This is a genomic window from Nonomuraea sp. NPDC050691 (assembly GCF_040654455.1).
Taxonomy (GTDB): domain Bacteria; phylum Actinomycetota; class Actinomycetes; order Streptosporangiales; family Streptosporangiaceae; genus Nonomuraea.
This window is the reverse complement of sequence record NZ_JBFAIA010000044.1, coordinates 18517-39543: the sequence shown is the minus strand read 5'-3', so window position 1 is coordinate 39543 and position 21027 is coordinate 18517. Positions and strand designations below refer to the sequence as shown.

The window sequence follows — 21027 nt, the reverse complement described above, 5'->3', positions numbered from 1 at the left end:
CCTACCCGCCTCGGATCCCACCTGCCCCGCCGCACACGCGTGATGCGGCGGGGCAGGGCGAGTCAGACGCCGGCGCCGGCCGCGAGCCGGGCCCCGAGGCGCTTGAGGCGGATCCGGGCCTGGGAGCGCACCGGTTCGAGCGTGATCACACGGGCTCCCTCCGGCACGTGCCGCAGGTCGTGCGTGATGAGGATCGTGGTGCGCCCGGCCATGAGCCGTCGCAGCGGCTCCATGATGCGGGCGGCCGTGACCTCGTCGAGCCCGGTCATCGGTTCGTCGAGCACGAGCACGGGCGCGTCGCGCACGAGGGCGCGGGCGATGGCGATGCGCTGCCGCTGGCCGCCGGAGAGCTGCCGGCCGCGCTGGCCGACCGGCGTGTCGTACCCGCGCGGCAACGCGGTGATGAACTCGTGCGCCCCGGCGAGGGCGGCGGCCTTGACCACCTCGTCGAACGTGGCGCCGGGACGGCCGTAGGCGATGTTCTCCCGCACGCTGCCGGAGAACAGCATGCTCTCCTGGTGCAGGATCGTGATGGCCTCGCGCAGGGAGGACCGGGTCAGGTCACGGATGTCGACGCCGTCGAGGAGGATCCGCCCCTGGTCGGGGTCGTAGAACCTCAGCAGCAGCTTGGCCAGCGTGGACTTGCCCGCCCCGCTGGGGCCGGTGCACACGATCAGCTCGCCCGGCTCGGCGGTGAGCGACAGGTGCCGCAGCGTCGGCCGGTGGCGGCCCGGGTAGGTGAAGCCGACGTCCTCGAACTCGATCCGCCCGTGGCTGCGCGACACCAGGGTCAGGGCGGTGCCGCGGTCGTTCACGCTGGACCGGGCGTCGAGGATCTCCATGACGCGGTCGGAGCCGGCCGCCGCCTCGGACACGGTCAGGGCGATCTCCCCCAGGTTCTGCACCGCCGGGTAGAGCAGCCCCAGGTACGCGGCGAAGGCGAGCAGCCCGCCGAGCGTCAGCCGGCCCTCGGCGATCTCCCAGGCGCCGACGCCGAGGATGACGACCATGCACACGGTCTGGAGGACCTGCACCATCGGGCCGTACATGCCGGACAGCCGGGCCTGCCACATGTTGGCGCGCAGCCACCCGCGGCCCTCGCGGTGCAGCCGGCGCGACTCGGTGGCCTGCCGGTTGTACGCCTGGACGAGCGCCTGGTTGGCCAGGCTCTCCTCGATGACGCTGTTCATGGCGCCGTTGCTGAGCCGCTCGCGGGCGGCGGCCACCCGGAACCGCGTGGCGAACATCTTCGACACCAGCAGGAACGCGGGGACCAGCGCCAGGGTGACGAGCGCGAGGTCCCATCGGATGAAGAACGCCGCCCCGGCGAAGAAGACGACGCTGACGACCGTGGTGAGCACCTTGACCAGGCCTGAGCCGACGAGCTGCTCGATGGCCTCGATGTCGTCGGTGAGCCGGGCCATCAGGTCGCCGAGGCGCCGGTTCTCGAAGAAGTCCGGTGACAGGCTCTGCACGTGGGCGAACACCCGGTCGCGCAGGCTCAGCAGGAAGCGTTCGGCGCCGAGCGCGGTGACGTACGCCCCGCCGAACGACATGACTCCGGCCACCACCGCGAGGCCCAGCCAGGCGAGCGCCGGCGCCCAGAACGCGGACAGGACGCGCGTCGTGAGCACCTTGTCGGTGATGTGACCGAAGAGCGCGATCGCGGCGACCTCGCAGACCGCCGCCAGGATGGCGAGCACCGTGCCGGCGACGAAGAGCCGGCGCAGCCCTCGCGTACCCGGCCAGAACTCGCGGAACGTCCGGCGGATGGTCACCGCCGGCGCGAGTGCGGGACGGTCGGCGCGGCCCCTGGGCGAGAAGGAGAGCCGGCGGGAAACCCGCCGGCTCTCAGGTGGTTTTACCACCACCAGCCTCCGCCGCCGCCCCAGCCGCAGCCTCCTCCGCCGCAGCCGCCCCAGCGACGGCGCCATCCACAGCCGCCCCAACCGCAGCGGCGACGCCTCCAGCACGGTCCCCAGCCCTGCCGGAATCCGTTTGTGGTGCCCATAGTCCCCTCCCCCGAGTCGGACTTTCACTGTCAAACCGGACCGTACCACCCATAAGCCTCTAAATCACCACTTATCGCGGAGGGCAAATCAGACTTGACCGGGAGGCCCGAAGAAAGAGCCGGTTGCTTAGAAGCGGTAAATCACCAGCAAAGATGCGGACGCCCTTCCATACTTCGCCACCGGTTTAGCCGGGACACCCACTCCCACCTGGGGTTTCGCGCCATCGCGAGCGAGCCGGAGCGGCGATTGGGCGCCGCTTGAAGAATGTTTTTGCGACCCAATGGTGTTCGTTATACGCGACCGCCCGGCTATCGACGTCCACCCCTTCCCTTCCCGGGAACCCCCTGCCAGCGGAACGCCCGCCCCCGCCGGGGAACGGCCGGACATACACGCACGCACATGCGAGGCCTTGACAACTTTTTTTGTCGGTGAGACGCTGGGCGCATCCCGAGGAGGTAGCCATGGACAAGGTCGTTTCCAGTGACGGCACCGCGATCGCCTATACCCGCGTGGGCCAGGGCCCGCCCGTCGTGCTCGTGGACGGGGCGATGTGCCACCGCGCCTTCGGCCCCAACCCCGCGCTGGCCGAGGCGCTCGCCCGCGACTTCACCGTCTACACCTACGACCGCCGGGGCCGCGGCGACAGCGGCGACACGCCTCCGGCCGTCGCAGCGGCGGTCGACCCGCGCCACGAGATCGACGACCTGGCCGCCCTGGTGAAGGAGGCGGGCGGCGATGTGCGCCTGTACGGCATCTCCTCCGGAGCGGCCCTGGCCCTGGCCGCCGCCGACGCGGGCGTGCCGGTGGCGAAGCTCGCGGTGTACGAACCGCCGTTCATCGTGGACCGCTCGCGGCCGCCGATCCCGGACGACTATGAGCAGCGCCTGAGGGAGCTCGTGGCCGCCGGCCGTCGCTCCGAGGCCATCCGCTACTTCATGCGCGCGGGCGTCGGGCTGCCGGCCGTCATGGTGGCGATGATGCGGTTCATGCCGGCCTGGTCGGGGCTGAAGGCCGTGGCCCACACGCTGGCGTACGACGCCGCGTTCGTCACGGCGTACGAGCGGGGCGAGCCGCTTCCGGAAGGGTCCTGGGCGCGCGTCACCGTGCCGACCCTGGTGATCGACGGCGGCAAGAGCCCCGCGTGGATACGGGCCGGCGCACGGGCGCTGGCCGGGACGCTGCCCGCGGCCCGCCACCGCACCCTGGAGGGGCAGACCCACCAGGTCAAGCCCGCCGCCCTCGCCCCCGTCCTCACCGAGTTCTTCCGCTGATCGGCCGCACGGCCCCCGACCTGCGCCGGGCGAGTCTTCACCTGTCCTGTGGGCATAGGGAGCCCATGGCTGAGTTCCTGACCGACATCACCACCATCCGCGAACGGGCCCGCGCCGAGATCGGCAAGGGTCCCATCACCGACGCGTACGGCGCCGACCTGGACCGCGTGATCCAGGTGTGCAACGAGGCCCTGGCCACCGAGCTGGTGTGCGTCCTGCGCTACAAGCGCCACTACTACACCGCCTCCGGGATCCAGTCGGAGTCCGTCGCGCAGGAGTTCCTGGAGCACGCGGGCGAGGAGCAGGAGCACGCGGACAAGCTCGCGGCCCGGATCGTCCAGCTCGGCGGCGAGCCCGACTTCAACCCCGACACACTGACAGCCCGCTCCCACTCCCAGTACGACGCCAGCCGCGGCCTGATCGAGATGATCAAGGAAGACCTGGTCGCCGAGCGGGTCGCCGTTGCCACCTACACGGAGATCATCCAGTGGCTGGGCGACCGTGACATCACGACGCGACGGGTGTTCGAGGAGCTGCTCGCCAAGGAGGAGGAGCACGCCGACGACATGCAGAGCCTGCTCGAACGCATCCCCCAGGGCCCGTCGGCGTCACCGGCCTGAAGGACCGCCGTCCCTGGCCCGCCGGCCTCACTCACGCGGGCCGGCGGGGCGGACCGGTCGTACGGGCGAGGGCACTCCCCCTCAGGAGTGAGATCGAGGATCGCTCGTCGCGGCGATCCGCTCTGACCAGCGAAATCGGAGGATTACCGGGGTAAGCACAACGCCCCCTGGAGGTCCTTCATGAACGTCCGCACCGCTTTCCTCGCCGCCCCTCTGCTGATCTTGGCGTACGGGATGATCCGCATCGTCGACGGGTTCGACGGCGAGAGAGGCCCCGGCCTGGCCTGGACCACCGGGCACCTGGCCTTCATGGCGGCCCTCGTGCTGTTCGTCCCGATCTTCTGGGAGATGAGGCGGCGGCTGGACCGCAACGCGCTCTCCACCGCGGCCGTGGCGATGGGCGTGGCCGGCATCGCCTGCGCGTTCGCCCAGTTCGCCATCGACATCGTCGTGGGCTTCATGGCCGCCGACCACGCGGCGATGGTGCCGCTGTTCCAGCAGGTCAAGGCCGTGCCCGGGGTGTCCCTGGCGGTCTACGACGCCGGGCCGTTCCTGTTCTACGTCGCGCAGTTCGTCCTCGTCACCCAGCTCGCCGTGCGGCGGCAGGCCCGGGCGTGGACGCCCGTCCTCGTGTTCCTCGACTTCACCCTGCCGATCATCGACCGCGACCTGATCCCGGTCGGCGCGCTGCTGCTGCTGGTCTCGTTCGTTCAGCTCTCCCGCCGTGGCGCTGCGACCCCGCGCCACGCCCTCGCGCATGCCTGACGTCGCCGCCGAGAAGAGGCGCGTGGGGCGTCATGTCGGATATGCGGCAGACTGGGACGCCGTGTCCTCCCCGCCGTCGTATCCCCCCTTCGTCGCCGTCGCGCGCCGGCGGCTGGGTGAGCTGCCCCACCTCTGGGTCGACGCGGCCCTGACCGCGGCGATCCTCCTGGCGCAGCTCTGGCCGCTCCTGACCGGTGACAGCCACACCGGACGCCCGTGGGACTGGTGGGGCTACGCGGTCGCGACCGGCGCCTCGCTGCCCCTGGTGTGGCGGCGCCGGGCGCCCGTGGCCGTCCTGGTCACGAGCCTCTGCGTCGGCGCCCTGTACGACCTGGCCGACGAGGTCGCCCGGCAACCCATCTGGTACGGCGCGACCGTCGCCTTCTACACCGTCGCCGTCTACTCGCCCCGCTGGAAGCGGCTCGTCATGCTGGTCGTGACGCTCTCCGGCGGGATGCTGCTGGTCGGCTCCTCGGAGACCGCGCTGCGCGGCGTCATCCTGTTCCTCGCCGCGTACGCCGTCGGCCGGGCGACCGCCACGTCCCGCGCGCACGCCGCGGCCCTGGAGGAACGGGCCGCTCGACTGGAGAGGGAGCGCCAGGTGGAGGCCGAACGAGCCGCCGAGCGCGAGCGGGCCCGCATCGCCCGCGACATGCACGACATCCTCGCCCACGCGGTCAGCATCATGGTGGTGCAGGCCGAGGCGGGCCCCGTGGTGGTCCGGACGAACCCGGCCCGCGCCGAGGCCGCGTTCGACGCGATCGCCGCGGCCGGGCGCGACGCGATGACGCAGCTCAGGCGGATGCTCGGCGTGCTGAAGGAGGGCGAGGCGCCCAGGGCCCCGCAGCCGACCGTCGAGGACCTGCCCGCGCTGGCCGGCCAGGTCACCGGCACCGGCCTCGACGTGGGGTTCTCCGCGACCGGAGAGCCGCGGCCGCTCACGCCCGACTGCGCGGTGGCCGCCTACCGGATCGCGCAGGAGGCCCTGACCAACACCGTCAAGCACGCCGGCGCGCACCGCGCCGACATCCGGCTCACCTGGGAGGACGACAGTCTCATGATCGATATCACCGACGACGGCCGGGGCGCGGGCCGCGGGCTGCCCTCGGGCGGCAACGGCCTGATCGGGATGCGGGAGCGCGCCGCCGCGTGCGGCGGGACCGCCACGGCCGGCCCCCGCCAGGACGGGCCGGGCTACCGGGTGTCGGTACGGCTTCCGGTGGCGGGATCGTGAGCGACCCCAAGGGAGCGGAGGCGGGCGAGCGCATCCGGCTCGTGGTGGCCGACGACCAGGAGCTGGTCCGGGGCGGCTTCTCGATGATCCTCGACGCCCAGCCGGACATCGACGTGGTCGCCGAGGCCGGCGACGGCGTCGCGGCCGTCGCGGCGGTGCGCGAGCACGACCCCGACGTGCTCCTGCTCGACATCCGCATGCCCCGCATGGACGGCATCGAGGCGGCCCGCATCGTCTGCGCGGAGAGCGGCTGCCGGGTGCTCATGCTGACGACGTTCGACCACGACGACTACGTCTACGACGCGCTGCGGGCCGGAGCGAGCGGGTTCCTGCTCAAGGACGTCCGCCGCGACGACCTGGTCAACGCCGTGCGGGTGGTCGCCGGCGGCGAGTCGCTGCTGGCGCCCCAGGTCACCACGCGGCTGATCTCGGCGTTCACGTCCCGCCCGGCCGCCCGGCCCGCGGAGGCGCTGGGCGTCCTGACCGCGAGGGAGCGCGAGACGCTGCAGCTCATCGCCCGCGGCCTGTCCAACGCGGAGATCGCGGAGACGATGGTGGTGAGCGAGCACACCGTGAAGACCCACGTCAGCAACGTGCTGTCCAAGCTCGGCCTGCGCGACCGGGTCCAGGCCGTCATCGCCGCCTACGAGTCGGGGCTGGCCGTGCCGGGCGCGTAAGGCGGAGACGAGCGGGTATGCGGGGCCCCATGAGTGTTGACCCCGAGAGCTACGACGCCGACCTGCTCTGGGAGGAGTTCCACGGCGTGGTGAACATGACCTCCGAGGAGCTGCGGGCCCAGCTGCTGGCCGACGCCGCCGGCGAGGACGCCACCTTCCCTCCCGAGACCGACCTGGGTCTCGACGAGCTGGGACGCGGCGTCCTGCACGTTCTGACCAAGCGGAAGACCGACCTGACCAAGGACGACCTCGACACCATGCGCCAGGTCGTGGACCTGGTCGAGACCCTGGACAACAGGACCGACGACGAGGCACGGCGGCTGCAGCTCTCCGTGGGCCACGACCCCCTGCGTGCCACCTGACCGACTCTCGCCGGAGCCCCCGCCACAGGCTCTCGAAGGGCGACTCGTCGTGGCGAATCAGCAAATGGTGGATGGAGCACGACTTCAGATGGTGCAATGGGCCGTGCCGTACGCATCCGAGGAGGCCCGTTGACAGACAACCTCGACCTCGCCGCGAGCGCCCAGGAACTGGCCGACGCCGCGCCCGCCGGGTCGCTGGACCGTACCGCCGCGACGTCCGTGGCCATCACGCTGGCCACGACGCGTGACGCGGACCACGCCCGGCAGACGCTCGACGGGCTGTCGCCCGACGACGTGCGGCAGGCGGCGCTCCAGCTCTTCGACCGTCTCCGGGCCGGCTGAGGGCCCCCATACAGCCGACCGTGCGGGCTCCAGGCCGGCTGACGGGCCCAGGAGCCCGGTACCGGTCAGAACGTGATCTCGTACTCGACCTGGTCGATCGGGTTGCCGTCGCCGAAGTCGTGGCCGCGCGTGGCGCCCGACTCGGCGAAGCCGCTCTTGGCGTAGAAGCGGCGTGACTGCGCGGTGTCGCGCAGCGTCCACAGGTGCGCGCGCTCGACGCCTCGCGCGCGCAGGGTGTCGAGCGTGGCCGCCATCAGCGTGCCGGCCACGCCGCTGCCCCATGCCTCCGGATGGTTGTAGAAGCCGAAGATCTCCACCACGCCGGGCCGCTCCGGCGAGTCGCCGAAGTACGAGTAGGCCAGGGGACGCCCGCCGGGGCGGGCGGCGAGCAGCATCGTGTCCTTCGTCTCGGCGAGCGTGGCGCGCCACTTGCCGCGCCGGTGCGCGACCGCCTGCTCGAAGAACTCGGGAGCGAAGAACGGCCGGTACGCGATGGCCCAGGCTTCCGCGTGGATCTCGCCCACCGCGTCGCCATGGTCCGGAGTCGCCTGGAAAACGATGAAATCAGATGACATGTCCGAAGCTTAGCCAGGGGTGGGATGACGGCGAGGACATCAAATTCGCCGGAAATCGGGGTGAAACTATCTGGTGGGTCCGGACAGGTACACGATGTCGGACCCACTGGATGAGAGAAGGCAGCGTGACCCACCATGACCGCAAGCAGCGCTTCGAGGTGATCTACGTTGCCAACTACGCCGACATCCTCGCCTACATCCGGCGGCGTACCGACTCCCACGAGGACGCCGCCGATGCCCTGGCCGAGACGTTCACCACGACCTGGCGCCGCCTGGACGACGTCCCCGAGGGGCGGGACGCGCGCCTGTGGCTGTTCGGCGTGGCCCGCCGCGTGCTGGCCAACGGCCGCCGCGCCGAGTCGCGCCGCGGCGAGTTGGTGGAGCGGCTCGGTCACCAGCTCGCCGTGTGGGCGGAGCACACCGCGGCCGGCGAAGGTCTGGCGGGCGTCCAGGAGGCGTTCGCGCGGCTGAGTCCCGACGACCGGGAGATCCTCGCGCTGGCCGGCTGGGAGGGGCTGGGGTCCGACGAGATCGCCACCGTCCTGGGCTGTTCGCGCGCCAACACCCGGCTGCGGCTGCACCGGGCCCGCAAACGCCTGGCCAAGCACCTGGACATGGCCGGCGTCGACATGGCCCGCATCGGCTTGCGCGCCGTCGCGATGACGAAGGGGGTCATGTGATGCACGAGATCGACCGTCTGGTGGCCGGCATCGCGCCCGATCCCGGACCCGGCACGACACCGATCGCCAGGGAGCTGCTGGAGGAGATCACCTCCGTCCCCGTCCCCGAGCGCCGCCGCCTCCGCAGTTGGCTCGCCGTTCCCCGGCCGCGCAGGTGGGCGAGCGTGCCGGTCCTGGCCACGCTGACGGCCCTGCTGTCCTTCGGCATCGCCCAGGCGCCCGCCTCCGCCGCGCTCGACATCGAACTGGTCGACGACCACTACGTGATCACGGTGAACGACCTGCTGGCCGACTCCGAGGTCTATCAGCGCGAGCTCAGGGCCAGGGGGCTGGACATCACGCTCGACGTGGTGCCGACCTCCGCGAGCCTGACGGGCAAGATCATCGTGATCAACGACATGGAACGGTTGATGTCCGGCCGGACGGTGCCCCGCGAAGGCCCGATCACCACGATCGACGCCCAGGGGCCGTGCGAGCGGTTCGCCGGCTGCCCCATCGGCGTGAAGGTGCCGGTCGCCTTCGGCAAGAAGGCCGAGATCACTCTCGGCAGGCGGGCCCTGCCCGGCGAGAGGTACACGATGCCGCCCGGCATCGCCACGCCCGGCGAGCCTCTGCACTGCGTGGACTACGTCAACAAGAGCGTCGCCGAGATCACGGTCCTGCTGCGCGAGCGGGGCGTCACACCGTCGTACATCCAGTACGGCAAACGCGCGGCCCCCTCGGCCCCCGGCGGCTGGTACGTGCACAAGGGCGTCATGACCGCCGACGGCCAGGCCCTCCTGCTGGTCGGCGCCGAGCCCACCACCCAGCGCAACCCCGGGCCGGGGTCCCACTGCTGATCCCGGCCCGGCACTGAGAGCTTCCCTCCGGGGCGCGCGACTGAGCGCGCGCCCCCCATCACCGCGCGACTGAGCGCGCGTCCCCCATCACCGCGCGGCTGAGCGCGCGCCCCCTATCACCGGGCGCGGCTGAGCGCGCCTCCTCATCACCGCCATGCGTCGTCTTCGGCATGCGCGGCCCCCCGTCATGCCCACGATCGGATTTCGCGTGCTCACCGACACCCGCGTGGCGCCGCCCGCGCAGCGCCGCCGCTCCGCCCTCGCCGACCACCGCGTCTTCGCCGCGTTACTGCTCCTGGCCGCCGCGCTGCGGGTGGTGACGATGCTCGCCTACCGTCCCGCCACGCTCTACTGGTACGACTCCTTCACGTATCTCGACACCGCCGTGCACCCGGCACCGTCGGCGACGTTCCACCCGATCGGCTACCCGTTGCTGCTGCGGGCGCTGCTGCCCTTCCACAGCGTGGAGCTGGTCGCGGCCGTCCAGCACGTCATCGGCCTGGGCACCGGGATGCTGCTCTACGCGGTGCTGCGGCGCAGGTCGGCACCCGGCTGGGTGGCCGCGTCGGCGACGGTGCCGCTGCTGTTCGACGCCTCCTTCCTGCGCCTGGAGCAGGCTGTCCTGTCCGACACGCAATTCATCTTCCTGGTCGTGGCCGGGCTGGCCGTGCTGATGTGGTCGCCCCGGCTGTCCGTGCGCGCCGCCGCCGGAGCGGGCCTGCTGTTCGCCTTGGCCGCGCTGACCAGGACGATCGCGTTGCCGCTGCTGCTGCTCGTCGTGCTCGTGCTGGCCGTGCGGCGCGTGGGATGGCGGCCGCTGGCCGTGCTGGCCCTGGCCGGTTCCCTGCCTCTGGCCGGCTACGCCGCCTGGTACGCCCAGCACCACGGCCGTTTCGCCATCAGCGGCGCCGACGGCGTCGCCCTGTGGGCCCGCACGATGACCTTCGCCGACTGCGCCCGCATCCAGCCGCCGCCCGATCTGGCGCGCCTGTGCCCCAACGAGACGAAAGTGGACGCGGCCTCCGAGTACGTGTGGGCCGCCGGGGCCTCGCTCAACCTGCTGCCCGGCGACCGGTTCACGCACAACGACCTCGCCCGCTCGTTCGCGATCGGCGCGATCCTCGCCCAGCCGCTGGACTACCTGGGCGACGTCGTACGCGACACCGCCATCGCCTTCTCCTGGACCCCGGTCCCGCACCCCGACCGCACCACCCCGGCGTTCGGCTTCAGGAGCGGACACTGGGAGCTGCCCGACCAGCCGCTGATCGACAAGGTCAAACGGGAGTACGACCCGGAGATCCGCGGCCTGGCGTCGGTGTCGCCGTACGCGGACTTCCTCATCGCCTACCAGTACGCCGCCTACCTGCGCGGCCCGTTCCTGGGGCTGATCCTCCTGGTGGGTGGGGTCGCCGCGGTGCGGCGGCCCGGCGTGGCGCTGCTGCCGTGGGTCGTGGCGACGGGCCTGCTGATCGGCCCGGTCGCGGTCCTGGACTTCGACCACAGGTACGTGCTGCCCGTCATCCCCGTCGCCTGCCTGGCCGCCGCCCTGGCTCAGGCGCCCGGCGTACGCACCGGGGCCAGGCGGGTGCGGACGGCGCGGCGGGCGCGGTCGGCGGCTCGCGGGTCTCGGTGCAGCTGGATGGCCTGGTTGAGGGCCATGAGCAGGCCCATCAGCTCGAACGCCACGTCCGCGGGATCCGTGCCGCCCGGCAGGTCGCCGGCGTCCACCGCGCGCCCGGCCTCCTTGCGCAGCCGCGCGGACCAGGCGTCGAACCTGGCCTCGACGGCGTCCCGCACCGCCCCTTCCCGCCCGTCGAACTCGTGGGCGGCGGCCACGAAGAAGCACCCGCCGGGGAACACCCCGCGTTCCAGGTAGGAGATCCACGTCTCGCAGAGGGCGGCGAGGCGCGGCAGCCCCGGCGTGACCGGTATGACCGGCTCCCATACCTCCGCGCGGAACACCTCGCCCGCCCGCTCCAGCACCGCGAGCTGGAGCGCCTCCTTGCAACCGAAGTGCCCGAGCACGCCCGACTTGCTCATGCCGAGCTCGGTGGCGAGCCGGCCGATGGTCAGGCCCTCCAGTCCTTCGACGGACGCGATGGCCACGGAGCGGTCGAGGATGGCGGAGCGGGTGCCGAGCGCGTCGGCGGCGGACCTGCGGGGGCTCATGGGCCCATCATGCGGGCTCGGGGCCGCGGAACGGAATCCATGGAGCCACTTTAGCGTCCGAACGGTCGGTTGCTATAGTCGCCGGGCATGAACGGATCGCGCATCGTCGCCACCGGCCACCACCAGCCCGCCAAGGTGCTGACCAACGACGACCTCGCCACCATGGTGGACACCAGCGACGAGTGGATCAGCAAGCGGGTGGGCATCCGCACCCGCCACGTGGCCGGCCCCGGCGAGGGCGTGCCGGAGCTGGCCGCGAACGCCGCGGCCAAGGCGCTGGCCGGCAGCGGCCTGGACGCCGCCGACATCGACCTCGTGCTGGTGGCGACGTGCACCCAGCTCGACCGGGCCCCGAACGTGGCGGCCATCGTCGCCGCCCGCCTCGGCGTGCCGGGCGCGGCGGTCATGGACGTGGGAGTGTCATGCTCGGGGTTCACGCACGCTCTGGCCGTGGCCGACCACACGATCCGCGCGGGCGCGGCAAGGCACGCGCTGGTCATCGGGGCCGACACGATGACGGCGGTCACCGACTGGACCGACCGCACCACGTGCGTGCTGACCGGCGACGGAGCCGGGGCGGCCGTGGTGAGCGCGGCGCCGTCGCCGGAGATCGGCCCGGTCGTCTGGGGCTCGTTCCCCGAACTGGGCGACGCGGTGCGCATCGGGGGGACGCCCACCCGGTTCGCCCAGGAGGGGCAGACCGTCTACCGCTGGGCCACCACCAAGCTACCCGCCATCGCCCGGCAGGCGTGCGAGCGCGCCGGGGTGGCGCCCGAGGAGCTCGCCGCCGTGGTCCTGCACCAGGCCAACCTGCGCATGATCGAGCCCATCGCCGAGCGCATCGGAGCGGTCAACGCGGTCGTGGCCCGCGACGTGGTCGACTCGGGCAACACCTCCGGGGCGAGCGTGCCGCTGGCGCTGGCCAAGCTGGTGGAACGGGGGGAGGTGCGGCGCGGCGCGCCGATGCTGCTGTTCGGCTTCGGCGGCAACCTGTCGTACGCGGGGATGGTCGTCCGCTGCCCCTGACCCGGTGCGGCTTACTCGCTCAAGCGACGGACCAGGCGCGCGACCTGCTCCGCGTAGTACGAGGCGAACTCGGGCGAGGCCGGATCCAGCCCGGTGACGGCCCGCGCGAGCTGGGGGAACGACACTCCGGCCGCGGCCATGGAGAACAGGGCGAGCAGCACGGCCGGCGGGTCGACGTCGGCCGGCAGCTCCCCCGCCTCCTGCCGTCGGCGCAGGTGCTCGGCCTCGCGCCGGAAGTCCTCCTCCATGGCCGGACCGGGCGGACCGTCGTCGGTGAGGCCCTGCCAGACCATGAGCCGGCCGTAGTCGCGATGGGCGGAGTTGGCCAGGACGTATCCGGCGACGAGGTCGGCCAGTGTGGCGCCGGGATCGGCGAACGTGCCCTCCTCGCGCTGCCAGCTCCCGGTCAGGGCCTCATAGAGCCCCTCCTTGCCGCCGAAGTAGTACGAGATGAGCTGCTTGTTGACCCCGGCGCCGGCGGCGATCTCGCTCACCCGGGCCCCCGCGAACCCCTTGGCCGCGAACTCCCGCAACGCCGCTTCCAGGATGCGCGCCTTGGTGCGCTCGGGGTCGCGCTGCTTCTCCTCTGGTGCTCGTCTCACCCTCCAACACTATCATCCATCCGGATGGTTGACAGAATCATCTGTACGGTTGATAGTCGATGTCATGAGAGACGACATCGCGATCATCGGTGGCGGCATCGGCGGGCTCTGCCTCGCCCAGGGGCTGCGCAAGGCGGGCAGGAACGTGACCGTCTACGAGCGGGACCGCACCCCCGCCGACCGGGTGCAGGGCTACCGCGTCCACATCGACCCGAACGGCGCCCGCGCGCTCCACGACTGCCTGCCGCCCGAGCTGTGGCAGGCGTTCCTGGCCACCACCGGGCGGGGCGGCCAGGACTTCGGCTTCCTCACCGAGCGGCTCGACCTCCTCGCCCTGATCGAGACGCCCCCGGCGGCCGACCCGGCCGACGACCATCACTCCGTCAGCCGCATCACGCTCCGCCAGGTGCTGCTGTCGGGGATGGAGGACGTGGTGCGCTTCGGCAAGACCTTCGAGCGCTACGAGCGGCTGCCCGACGGGCGGATCGAGCTGTTCTTCGCCGACGGCTCCAGCGCGCGGGCCGACGTGGTGATCGCCGCCGACGGCGGCAACTCGCGGGTACGGGCGCAGTACCTCCCGCACGCCCAGCGCGTGGACACGGGCATCACCACCGTGGCCGGCAAGTTCCCGCTGACGGACGAGACCCGGCGGCTCATCGCGCCCCGGCTTTCCGACGGGCCGAACAGCATCATCCCGCCCCAGGGCATGGGCATGTTCGCGGCACCGCACGACACGGCCGGACTCGCCCCCGTGGGCGGCATCGGCGTGACCGAGCAGGACGGCGCGCTCATGGACAACACCGGCGCCTACATCCTCTGGGCCATCGGCGCGGCGCAGGGCCGCTTCCCTCGCGACATCTCCGAGATGTCCGGCGAGCGGCTCAAGGCCACGGTCGAGCGGATGATCGCCTCCTGGCACCCGGACCTGCGCCGGATGGTCTCCATGTCCGACCCGGAGACCGTCTCCCTGCTGCCGATCCGCACCTCGGTCCCCGTCGACCCGTGGCCCGCCTCCACCATCACCCTGCTCGGTGACGCCATCCACAGCATGACGCCGATGCGCGGCATCGGCGCCAACACCGCCCTGCGCGACGCCCGCCTGCTCTTCCAGGCGCTCACCGGCGGACGCGAGACCGTCGAGGCCATCGCCTGGTACGAGGACCGGATGCGGGAGTACGGCTTCGGAGCCGTGCGCGACTCGCTGGACGCGGCCCGCCAGTTCGTGGGCGAGAGCCGGCTGGGGCGGCTCGGGTTCAAGACGTTCCTGCGCACGGCCCAGCGTTTCCCCCGGCTGAAGGAGAAGGCGTTCTCGTAGGGGCTCGCCGGCATGCGGGCGGCAGGGACAATGGGGACGCGAGGACGGAGAAGCGCCGGGGTGGAGGGCGGATGCGGATCGGGATCCTGGGGCCGCTCCAGGTGGCCGGGGTCGCGGTCAGGGGCGCCCGGGTGCGGGCGCTGCTGGTGCGGCTGGCGCTGGACCCCGGCCACGTGGTGACGGCCGACCGGTTGATCGGCGACCTGTGGCCGGACGAGGCGCCGGAGCACCCGATGGCGGCGTTGCAGTCGCTGGTGTCCCGGGCGCGGCGGGAGGCGCCGGGGACCGTGGCCTCGCATCCCGCCGGGTACGCGCTCGACGTGCCGGCCACCGAGGTGGACGCGTGGGAGTTCGAGCGGCTCGTACGGGCCGGTGAGGCGCGGGCGGCGCTGCGGCTGTGGCGGGGGCCGGCGCTGGCGGACGTGGCGGCGATGCCGTTCGCGGCCGGGCCGGCGGCGCGACTGGAGGAGCTGCGGCTGACGGCCTTGGGCGCGCGCATCGCCACCGACCTGGCGCGACAGGACGCCGCGACGGGCCCGGGTCACCCGGCCGGACGCGATGACGCGACGCCCGCGGGTCGCCCGGCGGGTACGGGTGGCGGGGCCGAGGAGGTGGTCGCCGAGTTGCGGGCGCTGGTGGCCGAGCATCCGCTGCGGGAGCCGTTCCACGCGCTGCTCGTACGGGCATTGGTGGCGGCCGGGCGGCGGGGTGAGGCGCTGGAGGCGTTCGAGCGGGCACGAGCCGGGCTCGCCGACGAGCTGGGCGCCGATCCCGGACCCGCGCTGCGCGAGGCACACCTGGCGGCACTGCGCGACGAGCCCACGACTCCGGGCGAGCCCGTGCCCCTCACCACCCTTCCGGACGAGCCGCGTGGTGGGCGGATGCCGGCCCGCATGACGAGCTTCGTGGGCCGATCGGACGATCTCTCCCGGCTCCGCGCCCTGCTCACGGCGCCGACGCCCGGCGACGGCGCGCGGCTCGTGACGCTCGTGGGCCCCGGCGGGGCGGGCAAGACGCGGCTGGCCGTCGAGACGGCCGACGCGCTCGACGGCACGGTGTGGCTGGTCGAGCTGGCCGCCGCCGGCGGCGTACGGGCCGCGGTGGAGGGAGTGCTGCGCACGACCGACGCCGTGACGGCGCTGCGCGGCGCCCGGCGGCCGCTGATCGTGCTCGACAACTGCGAGCATCTCGTCGACGAGGCCGCCCGGGTGGCGCAGTCGCTGCTCGGCGCGGTGCCCGCGCTGCGGATCCTGGCCACCAGCCGGGAGCCGCTGGACATCCCCGGCGAGACCCTCCACCGGGTGCTCCCGCTGGAGGAGGCGGCGGCCGTGGAGCTGTTCCGCGATCGCGCCGCCGCGGCGCGGCCCGACGCGCGGGTCGAGGCCGGCAACGCGGCCCGGATCTGCCGGGAGCTCGACGGCGTGCCGCTGGCCATCGAGCTGGCCGCGGCCCGGCTGCGGACCATGCCCGTCGCCCTGCTCCTGCGCGGGCTCGGCGACCGGCTCGCCTTCCGCGGCGGCAGGACCGCCGAGCCGCGGCACCGCACGCTGCGCGCGGTCATCGACTGGAGCTGGGAGCTGCTGTCGGACGCGGAGCGGGAGCTGCTGCGCGCGTTCACGGTGTTCGCGGGCGGTGCGAGCGCGGACGCCGTGGCGCGGGTCTGCGGCCATCGGGTCGAGGCCCACCAGGACAGGCGCAGCGGGGCGGACGGCGAGGCGGACGGGAGTGACGTGCTCGGCGTGCTGGCGTCGCTGGTGGACAAGTCACTCATCGGCCTGTCCGGCGACCGCTACACGATGCTGGAGACCATCAGGCAGTACGCCGCCGCCGACCTGCCCGACGTACGCCGCGCCCACGCGCGCTACTACACGCTGCTGGCCGAGGAGGCCGGCCCCGGGCTGCGGACCGGCGGGCAGCTCCACTGGCTGGCCGTGCTGGACGCCGAGCAGGCCAACCTCGACGCCGCGCTGGAACGCACCGACGACCCGCTCCGGCTCTTCCTGGCCCGGCTGTGGCCGTGGAGCATGCGGGGACGGCGGGGCGAGGCGGCCGAGCGGGCGGCTGAGGTGCTGCGGCGGGTGGGCGACTCACCGCCGGAGGGCCGCGAACTGGCTTACGGGCTCTGCCGGGTGATCCTGGGCGACAGGCCGGGCGACGCCGTCCGGCGCTCGGACCATCCGGCGGCGGTGGCCGCGTTCGCGCTGATGCCGACCCCGCCGCCCGACGTGGTGGAGCTCGCCGAGGCGGCCGCCGAGCGCCTGCGCGACCACCCCGACGCGTGGACCCGGGCCGCGGCCCTGCTGATGTGCGGGCTCGCGCGGTTCGAGTTCGGGCCGGCGGCCGAGGCGGGCGAGCCGCTGCGGGCGGCGCTGGCCGGGTTCCGGGAGACCGGCGACCGGTGGGGGCTGTCGTACACGCTGCACTGGCTGTCGCTGGCCGCCGAGAACGAGGGCGACGACGCGCGGGCCATGGCTCTGGCCATGGAGGGTGAGCGGCTGGCCGGGGAGATCGCCGGGCTGGAGGCGCCCCAGGGGCCGATCATCTTCCTCGCCCGGCTGGGCCGGCTCCAGGCCCGCACGGGCGACTTCGCCGGCGCCGCCGCCACCCTGGCCAGGGCCGAGGAGGCCGCCGGCCGCACGGATGGCCGCCTCCCTGGGAGGACCGGACAGGGCGATCCGGCGAGGCCCGGGGAGGGCGGCGGTGATCCTGTGGCGGTGGCGCGGGTGCTGCACGCGCAGGCCGAGCTGGCCCGCCGGTCGGGCGATCCGGACGAGGCTGCCCGGCTGCTGCGCCGCGCCCTGACGCTGCTGGACGGCGCGCCCCCGCAGTTCGAGGCGCTGGTGAACGTCGAGCTCGCCCGCGTGTCGGCCGACCCCTGGCCGCCGCTGCGCCGCGCCCTGGAGCTGATGGACGCCTCGCCGGACCGTACGGTCCGCGCGGCGGTGCTGGAGGGCGCGGCCGAGCACTGCGCCCCGCCGCTCGCCGCCGAGCTGGCCGGGGCGGCCCGGGCGCTGCGCGGAGGGGCCGTGACCGGGGACGCCGCGCTGCTCGCCCGCTGCCGTGACTCCCTGGGCGAGGACGGCCTTCAACGGGCGCTGGCCAGGGGCGCCGCGATCCCCCACCCCGAGAGGCACGCGCTGAGCCCGCTCTCGTCACCGTGATGGCCGATGTACCCGTCGGGCCGGACGAGGACGACGCCGTCCCGCCGCCACGACGCCGCCACGACACCGCCGGGAGAGCCACGATCTTCCGTACCGGACCGTAATACGCGAGTGTGGGGTCAACTTTCCGCGGCTATGTGAGGAGACCAGTGGCCGATCCCGTCACGCTCGACACGCGAGGCAGCGACTTCGCGCGCCTCTCCAGGAGGATCGCGGAGGCCGGTCTGCTCGACCGGCGCCCGATCTACTACGCCGTACGGTTCTGCCTGGCCGCGGCCGCCTACGCCGGAGCCTGGGCCCTGTTCTGGTGGGCCGGAGACTCATGGCTCCAGCTTCTCGTCGCCGCGGTGCTCGCCGTGGTGTTCGCGCAGTTCGGCTTCCTCGCCCACGACCTCGGGCACCGCCAGGTGTTCCGGACCCGGCGGCCGGGCGACCTCGTGGGGCTCGTGATCGGCGACCTGTGCGTCGGCCTCGGCTGGGGCTGGTGGAACGCCAAGCACAACCGCCACCACGCCAACCCCAACCACGAGGACCACGACCCCGACGTGTCGCCGGCGGTCATCGTCTGGTCGACCGACCAGGCCAGGCGGAGCCGGGGGCTGCCGCGGTTCGTGGCCCGCTGGCAGGCGTTCCTGTTCTTCCCGCTGCTCACGCTGGAGGCGTGGCACCTGCACGTGGCCAGCTTCCGGGCGCTCACCAACCCGGCGATCAAGCGGCGCGGCCTGGAACTGGCCCTGCTGACGGCGCACTTCGCGGTCTACTTCGGCGTGGTGTTCGCGACGCTGTCGCCGGGCAGGGCCGTGGCGTTCCTGATCGTCCACCAGGGGCTGTTCGGGCTGTACCTCGGCTCGACGTTCGCGCCCAACCACAAGGGCATGCCGGTGCTCACCAAGGAGGACAAGCTCGACTTCCTGCGCAAGCAGGTGCTGACCTCGCGCAACGTCAAGGGCGGCCCGCTCCTCGACGTGGCGTTCGGCCAGCTCAACTACCAGATCGAGCACCACCTGTTCCCGCACATGCCGGCGCCCAACCTGCGTCGCGCCCAGCCGATCGTGCGCGACTACTGCGCGTCCATCGGCGTGGACTACCTGGAGACGGGCGTGTTCGACTCGTACGGACAGGCGCTGCGGCACCTGCACGACGTCGGCGCCCCTCTGCGCTCGGCACCCGCGAGGTCGTGACCCCGGCGGCCGGCTCCCGCACCGTGAGCAGCGCAGCGGTCAGTTCTGTGCGAGGCGGCGGCGCAGCTCGTCGCGCCGCCGCTCCAGGTCGGCGATCAGCTGCTCCTGGTCGTCCGCCATGGCGATCATGGAGCCGATCTCGATCGGGTCGGTCGCGCCGAGCTCGCCGATCTGCTGGCGGACTTCCTTGTTCTCCGTGCGCAGCCGCACCAGGTCCTCCTCGACCTGCCGCAGCTCATCCTCAGTGCTCATCCTCCTGATCTACCCAGCCGGAGCCCGCCCGCACGTCGCCGCCGCGCCCTCGCCGGTTGCGGTGGCCCGCCGGCCCCCGTGAACAATGGGGGCCATGCGCGAATCTCGGACCGGCACGGCCATCTCGGTCGGCGTGGTCGCCGTCGTGCTCGGCGCCACGCTGGTCATGGCGCTGTTCAGGCCGGACGGGCGACTGAACGCGCTGGACCTGCTCCTCCCCCTCGTCGCCGGGGCCGCCACGCTCACGCGCCTGCGCCACCCGGTGGCGGCGCTGGTCGTCGTGACCGCGGCCGTCGTCGCCTACTACCCGTTCGCCCGGCTCGACGGCCCCCTGCTGGTCCTCATGTTCGTCGTGCTCTACACCGCCGCCGACCGGGGGCACCTGGTCGCGGCCAGTACCGTGGGCGCCGCCTCACTGCTGGCCGTCGGCTACGGCGAGAGCGGGGACATCCGGCACATCGACGACAGCATGTTCCTGTCCATCATGGGCTGGGTGGTGGCCTGCATCGCGTTCGGCGGCGTCACCCGCAACCGACGCGCCTACCTGCAGGAGGCCGAGCGGCGCGCGCGGGAGGCCGAGCACGGCAGGGAGGAGGAGGCGAGGAGGCGGGCCGGCGAGGAGCGGCTGCGCATCGCCCGTGAGCTGCACGACGTGCTCGGCCACAACGTCTCCATGATCAATGTGCAGGCCGCGGCCGCGCTGCACGGGCTGAAGAAGCGGCCCGAGGAGGCCGAGGCGGCCCTGCGCACGATCAAGGAGACGAGCAAGGAGACGCTGCGCGAGCTGCGGACCACGCTCGGCGTGCTGCGGCAGGTGGACGAGGAGGCGCCGACCGTGCCGGCCGACAGCCTGGCGCGGGTGGACGCGCTGGTCGCCGCGACGGGGCTGTCGGTGCGCACCGAGGTGTCGGGCCCGCTCGGCGACGTGCCCACGGAGATCGACCTGGCGGCGACGCGCATCGTCCGGGAGGCGCTGACGAACGTCTCCCGGCACTCCGGGACGAACGAAGCCACGCTCACCATCACCAACAAGTCCGGACATCTCGTGATTCGGGTGGATGATGATGGTCCCGGGGCGGCGTACACCGAAGGCAGCGGCTTCGGCGTGCAGGGCATGCGCGAGCGCGCCACCGCGCTGGGAGGCACCCTGGAGGCGGGCCCCCGCCCCGAGGGCGGCTTCCGCGTCGTCGCGGACCTCCCCCTCCCGAGCTGAACCCCGGCCCGACGAACCCCCTGTGAACGGCACCACCCCGAACGGAGTCCGATGATCCGCGTACTGCTCGCCGACGACCAGACCCTCGTGCGCGCCGGATTCCGGTCCATCCTGAGCGACGAGGAGGACCTCGACGTGGTCGCCGAGGCCCCCGACGGCGAGGAGGCGGTGGCGCAGGCCGGGCGGCACCACCCCGACGTGGTGCTCATGGACATCCGCATGCCCCGCCTCGACGGCCTGGAGGCGACCCGCCGCATCGTCGCCGACCCCCGCCTGGCCGGCGTCAGGGTGATCATCCTGACCACGTTCGACCTCGACGACTACGTGTACGGGGCGCTGCGGGCGGGCGCGAGCGGCTTCCTGGTCAAGGACACCGAGCCGGCCGAGCTGATCCACGCCGTACGGGTCGTCGCGCGCGGCGACGCGCTGATCGCCCCGGCCATCACCCGCCGGCTGATCGCCGAGTTCGCCGGTCGCGTGAAGCGGCCCGAGCCGGGACCGGAGCTCAACGCCCTGACCGAGCGCGAGCGCGAGGTCATGGCGCTGGTGGCGGCCGGCCTGTCCAACGACGAGATCGCTGCCCGGCTCGTGCTCAGCCCCGCCACGGCCAAGACGCACGTCAGCCGCATCATGACCAAACTGCACGCGCGCGACCGGGCCCAGCTCGTGGTGACGGCCTACGAGGCGGGCATGATCACCCCGGGCTGGCTCACGCCCTGACCCTCCGGGAC

The 21027-nt window shown here is 73.0% G+C and carries 20 protein-coding genes and 1 pseudogene; 16 read left to right on the top strand and 5 right to left on the bottom strand.

The window, feature by feature from the left end; translation table 11 throughout:
• Positions 1-62: 62 nt before the first annotated feature.
• Complete coding sequence (locus tag AB0H81_RS18690; protein WP_358375872.1) at positions 63-1973, bottom strand: ABC transporter ATP-binding protein; 1911 nt, start codon at positions 1971-1973, stop codon at positions 63-65.
• Between the two features lie 500 nt (positions 1974-2473).
• On the opposite strand from AB0H81_RS18690, the gene AB0H81_RS18685 reads away from it, so the two are divergent.
• From AB0H81_RS18685 to AB0H81_RS18655, 7 genes are all read left to right on the top strand, one after another.
• The gene (locus AB0H81_RS18685) at positions 2474-3283 is read left to right on the top strand and encodes an alpha/beta hydrolase (protein WP_358375870.1); all 810 of its coding nucleotides are present in this window, start codon (positions 2474-2476) and stop codon (positions 3281-3283) included.
• Positions 3284-3348: 65 nt separating this feature from the next.
• Complete coding sequence (locus tag AB0H81_RS18680) at positions 3349-3903, top strand: ferritin-like domain-containing protein (protein ID WP_358375868.1); 555 nt, start codon at positions 3349-3351, stop codon at positions 3901-3903.
• Positions 3904-4083: 180 nt separating this feature from the next.
• On the top strand, positions 4084-4668 hold the full coding sequence (locus tag AB0H81_RS18675) for a hypothetical protein (protein ID WP_358375866.1): 585 nt from the start codon (positions 4084-4086) through the stop codon (positions 4666-4668).
• Positions 4669-4729: 61 nt separating this feature from the next.
• Entirely contained in the window at positions 4730-5902 is a 1173-nt protein-coding gene (locus tag AB0H81_RS18670; protein WP_358375864.1) for a histidine kinase, read from the top strand.
• Positions 5899-6579: a response regulator transcription factor gene (locus tag AB0H81_RS18665; protein WP_358375862.1), complete on the top strand. Its 681-nt coding sequence runs from the start codon at positions 5899-5901 to the stop codon at positions 6577-6579. The genes AB0H81_RS18670 and AB0H81_RS18665 overlap by 4 nt, the downstream gene beginning before the upstream one ends.
• 29 nt (positions 6580-6608) lie before the next feature.
• A complete protein-coding gene (locus tag AB0H81_RS18660) occupies positions 6609-6941 on the top strand; it encodes a DUF3140 domain-containing protein (protein WP_358375860.1) in 333 nt (110 codons plus the stop codon).
• A gap of 129 nt (positions 6942-7070) precedes the next feature.
• Complete coding sequence (locus AB0H81_RS18655; RefSeq protein ID WP_175594816.1) at positions 7071-7283, top strand: hypothetical protein; 213 nt, start codon at positions 7071-7073, stop codon at positions 7281-7283.
• Positions 7284-7348: 65 nt separating this feature from the next.
• Here the strand turns inward: AB0H81_RS18655 and AB0H81_RS18650 are convergent, their stop codons facing one another.
• The gene (locus AB0H81_RS18650; RefSeq protein WP_358375859.1) at positions 7349-7858 is read right to left on the bottom strand and encodes a GNAT family N-acetyltransferase; all 510 of its coding nucleotides are present in this window, start codon (positions 7856-7858) and stop codon (positions 7349-7351) included.
• Positions 7859-7983: 125 nt separating this feature from the next.
• Here AB0H81_RS18650 and AB0H81_RS18645 point away from each other — a divergent pair, with 125 nt between their 5' ends.
• The 3 genes from AB0H81_RS18645 to AB0H81_RS18635 all read left to right on the top strand — a co-directional run bounded on the left by AB0H81_RS18645 (position 7984) and on the right by AB0H81_RS18635 (position 11253).
• A complete protein-coding gene (locus tag AB0H81_RS18645) occupies positions 7984-8538 on the top strand; it encodes an RNA polymerase sigma factor (protein WP_358375857.1) in 555 nt (184 codons plus the stop codon).
• A complete protein-coding gene (locus AB0H81_RS18640; RefSeq protein WP_358375855.1) occupies positions 8538-9377 on the top strand; it encodes a hypothetical protein in 840 nt (279 codons plus the stop codon). The genes AB0H81_RS18645 and AB0H81_RS18640 overlap by 1 nt, the downstream gene beginning before the upstream one ends.
• Before the next feature lie 208 nt (positions 9378-9585).
• Entirely contained in the window at positions 9586-11253 is a 1668-nt protein-coding gene (locus AB0H81_RS18635; protein ID WP_358375853.1) for a hypothetical protein, read from the top strand.
• Between the two features lie 116 nt (positions 11254-11369).
• On the opposite strand, the pseudogene AB0H81_RS18630 reads toward AB0H81_RS18635, so the two are convergent.
• Positions 11370-11546, bottom strand: a pseudogene (locus AB0H81_RS18630) (TetR family transcriptional regulator); the annotation flags it as partial.
• Between the two features lie 87 nt (positions 11547-11633).
• Here AB0H81_RS18630 and AB0H81_RS18625 point away from each other — a divergent pair.
• On the top strand, positions 11634-12572 hold the full coding sequence (locus tag AB0H81_RS18625) for a beta-ketoacyl-ACP synthase III (protein WP_358375851.1): 939 nt from the start codon (positions 11634-11636) through the stop codon (positions 12570-12572).
• Positions 12573-12583: 11 nt separating this feature from the next.
• Here AB0H81_RS18625 and AB0H81_RS18620 read toward each other — a convergent pair whose 3' ends face one another.
• Positions 12584-13174, bottom strand: coding sequence for a TetR family transcriptional regulator (locus AB0H81_RS18620; RefSeq protein WP_358375849.1), 591 nt, complete (start codon positions 13172-13174; stop codon positions 12584-12586).
• 64 nt (positions 13175-13238) lie between these two features.
• Here AB0H81_RS18620 and AB0H81_RS18615 point away from each other — a divergent pair, with 64 nt between their 5' ends.
• The 3 genes from AB0H81_RS18615 (at position 13239) to AB0H81_RS18605 (ending at position 18831) form a co-directional block, all read left to right on the top strand.
• Entirely contained in the window at positions 13239-14489 is a 1251-nt protein-coding gene (locus AB0H81_RS18615) for an NAD(P)/FAD-dependent oxidoreductase (protein ID WP_358375848.1), read from the top strand.
• A gap of 71 nt (positions 14490-14560) precedes the next feature.
• A complete protein-coding gene (locus tag AB0H81_RS18610) occupies positions 14561-17650 on the top strand; it encodes a BTAD domain-containing putative transcriptional regulator (protein WP_358375846.1) in 3090 nt (1029 codons plus the stop codon).
• A 149-nt stretch (positions 17651-17799) separates the two neighbouring features.
• Positions 17800-18831 (top strand): acyl-CoA desaturase, encoded by a 1032-nt coding sequence (locus AB0H81_RS18605; RefSeq protein WP_358375844.1) that lies wholly within the window; start codon positions 17800-17802, stop codon positions 18829-18831.
• A gap of 39 nt (positions 18832-18870) precedes the next feature.
• On the opposite strand, the gene AB0H81_RS18600 is transcribed toward AB0H81_RS18605, so the two are convergent.
• Positions 18871-19083: a hypothetical protein gene (locus AB0H81_RS18600; RefSeq protein WP_358375842.1), complete on the bottom strand. Its 213-nt coding sequence runs from the start codon at positions 19081-19083 to the stop codon at positions 18871-18873.
• 94 nt (positions 19084-19177) lie between these two features.
• Here AB0H81_RS18600 and AB0H81_RS18595 point away from each other — a divergent pair, with 94 nt between their 5' ends.
• Together AB0H81_RS18595 and AB0H81_RS18590 are read left to right on the top strand one after the other, a co-directional pair.
• A complete protein-coding gene (locus AB0H81_RS18595) occupies positions 19178-20296 on the top strand; it encodes a sensor histidine kinase (RefSeq protein WP_358375840.1) in 1119 nt (372 codons plus the stop codon).
• A gap of 51 nt (positions 20297-20347) precedes the next feature.
• Positions 20348-21016 carry a response regulator transcription factor gene (locus tag AB0H81_RS18590; protein ID WP_358375838.1) on the top strand — a complete coding sequence of 223 codons (669 nt, stop codon included), beginning with the start codon at positions 20348-20350 and terminating at the stop codon, positions 21014-21016.
• Positions 21017-21027 lie beyond the last annotated feature (11 nt).

What these genes read in the sequence shown, in the direction of transcription:
- AB0H81_RS18685 (WP_358375870.1), top strand. Translation starts at nt 2,474, where the DNA reads ATGGACAAGGTCGTTTCCAGTGACGGCACCGCGATCGCCTATACCCGC.
- AB0H81_RS18680 (WP_358375868.1), top strand. Translation starts at nt 3,349, where the DNA reads ATGGCTGAGTTCCTGACCGACATCACCACCATCCGCGAACGGGCCCGC.
- AB0H81_RS18675 (WP_358375866.1), top strand. Translation starts at nt 4,084, where the DNA reads ATGAACGTCCGCACCGCTTTCCTCGCCGCCCCTCTGCTGATCTTGGCG.
- AB0H81_RS18660 (WP_358375860.1), top strand. Translation starts at nt 6,609, where the DNA reads ATGAGTGTTGACCCCGAGAGCTACGACGCCGACCTGCTCTGGGAGGAG.
- AB0H81_RS18650 (WP_358375859.1), bottom strand. Translation starts at nt 7,858, where the DNA reads ATGTCATCTGATTTCATCGTTTTCCAGGCGACTCCGGACCATGGCGAC.
- AB0H81_RS18640 (WP_358375855.1), top strand. Translation starts at nt 8,538, where the DNA reads ATGCACGAGATCGACCGTCTGGTGGCCGGCATCGCGCCCGATCCCGGA.
- AB0H81_RS18625 (WP_358375851.1), top strand. Translation starts at nt 11,634, where the DNA reads ATGAACGGATCGCGCATCGTCGCCACCGGCCACCACCAGCCCGCCAAG.
- AB0H81_RS18615 (WP_358375848.1), top strand. Translation starts at nt 13,239, where the DNA reads ATGAGAGACGACATCGCGATCATCGGTGGCGGCATCGGCGGGCTCTGC.
- AB0H81_RS18610 (WP_358375846.1), top strand. Translation starts at nt 14,561, where the DNA reads ATGCGGATCGGGATCCTGGGGCCGCTCCAGGTGGCCGGGGTCGCGGTC.
- AB0H81_RS18600 (WP_358375842.1), bottom strand. Translation starts at nt 19,083, where the DNA reads ATGAGCACTGAGGATGAGCTGCGGCAGGTCGAGGAGGACCTGGTGCGG.
- AB0H81_RS18595 (WP_358375840.1), top strand. Translation starts at nt 19,178, where the DNA reads ATGCGCGAATCTCGGACCGGCACGGCCATCTCGGTCGGCGTGGTCGCC.
- AB0H81_RS18590 (WP_358375838.1), top strand. Translation starts at nt 20,348, where the DNA reads ATGATCCGCGTACTGCTCGCCGACGACCAGACCCTCGTGCGCGCCGGA.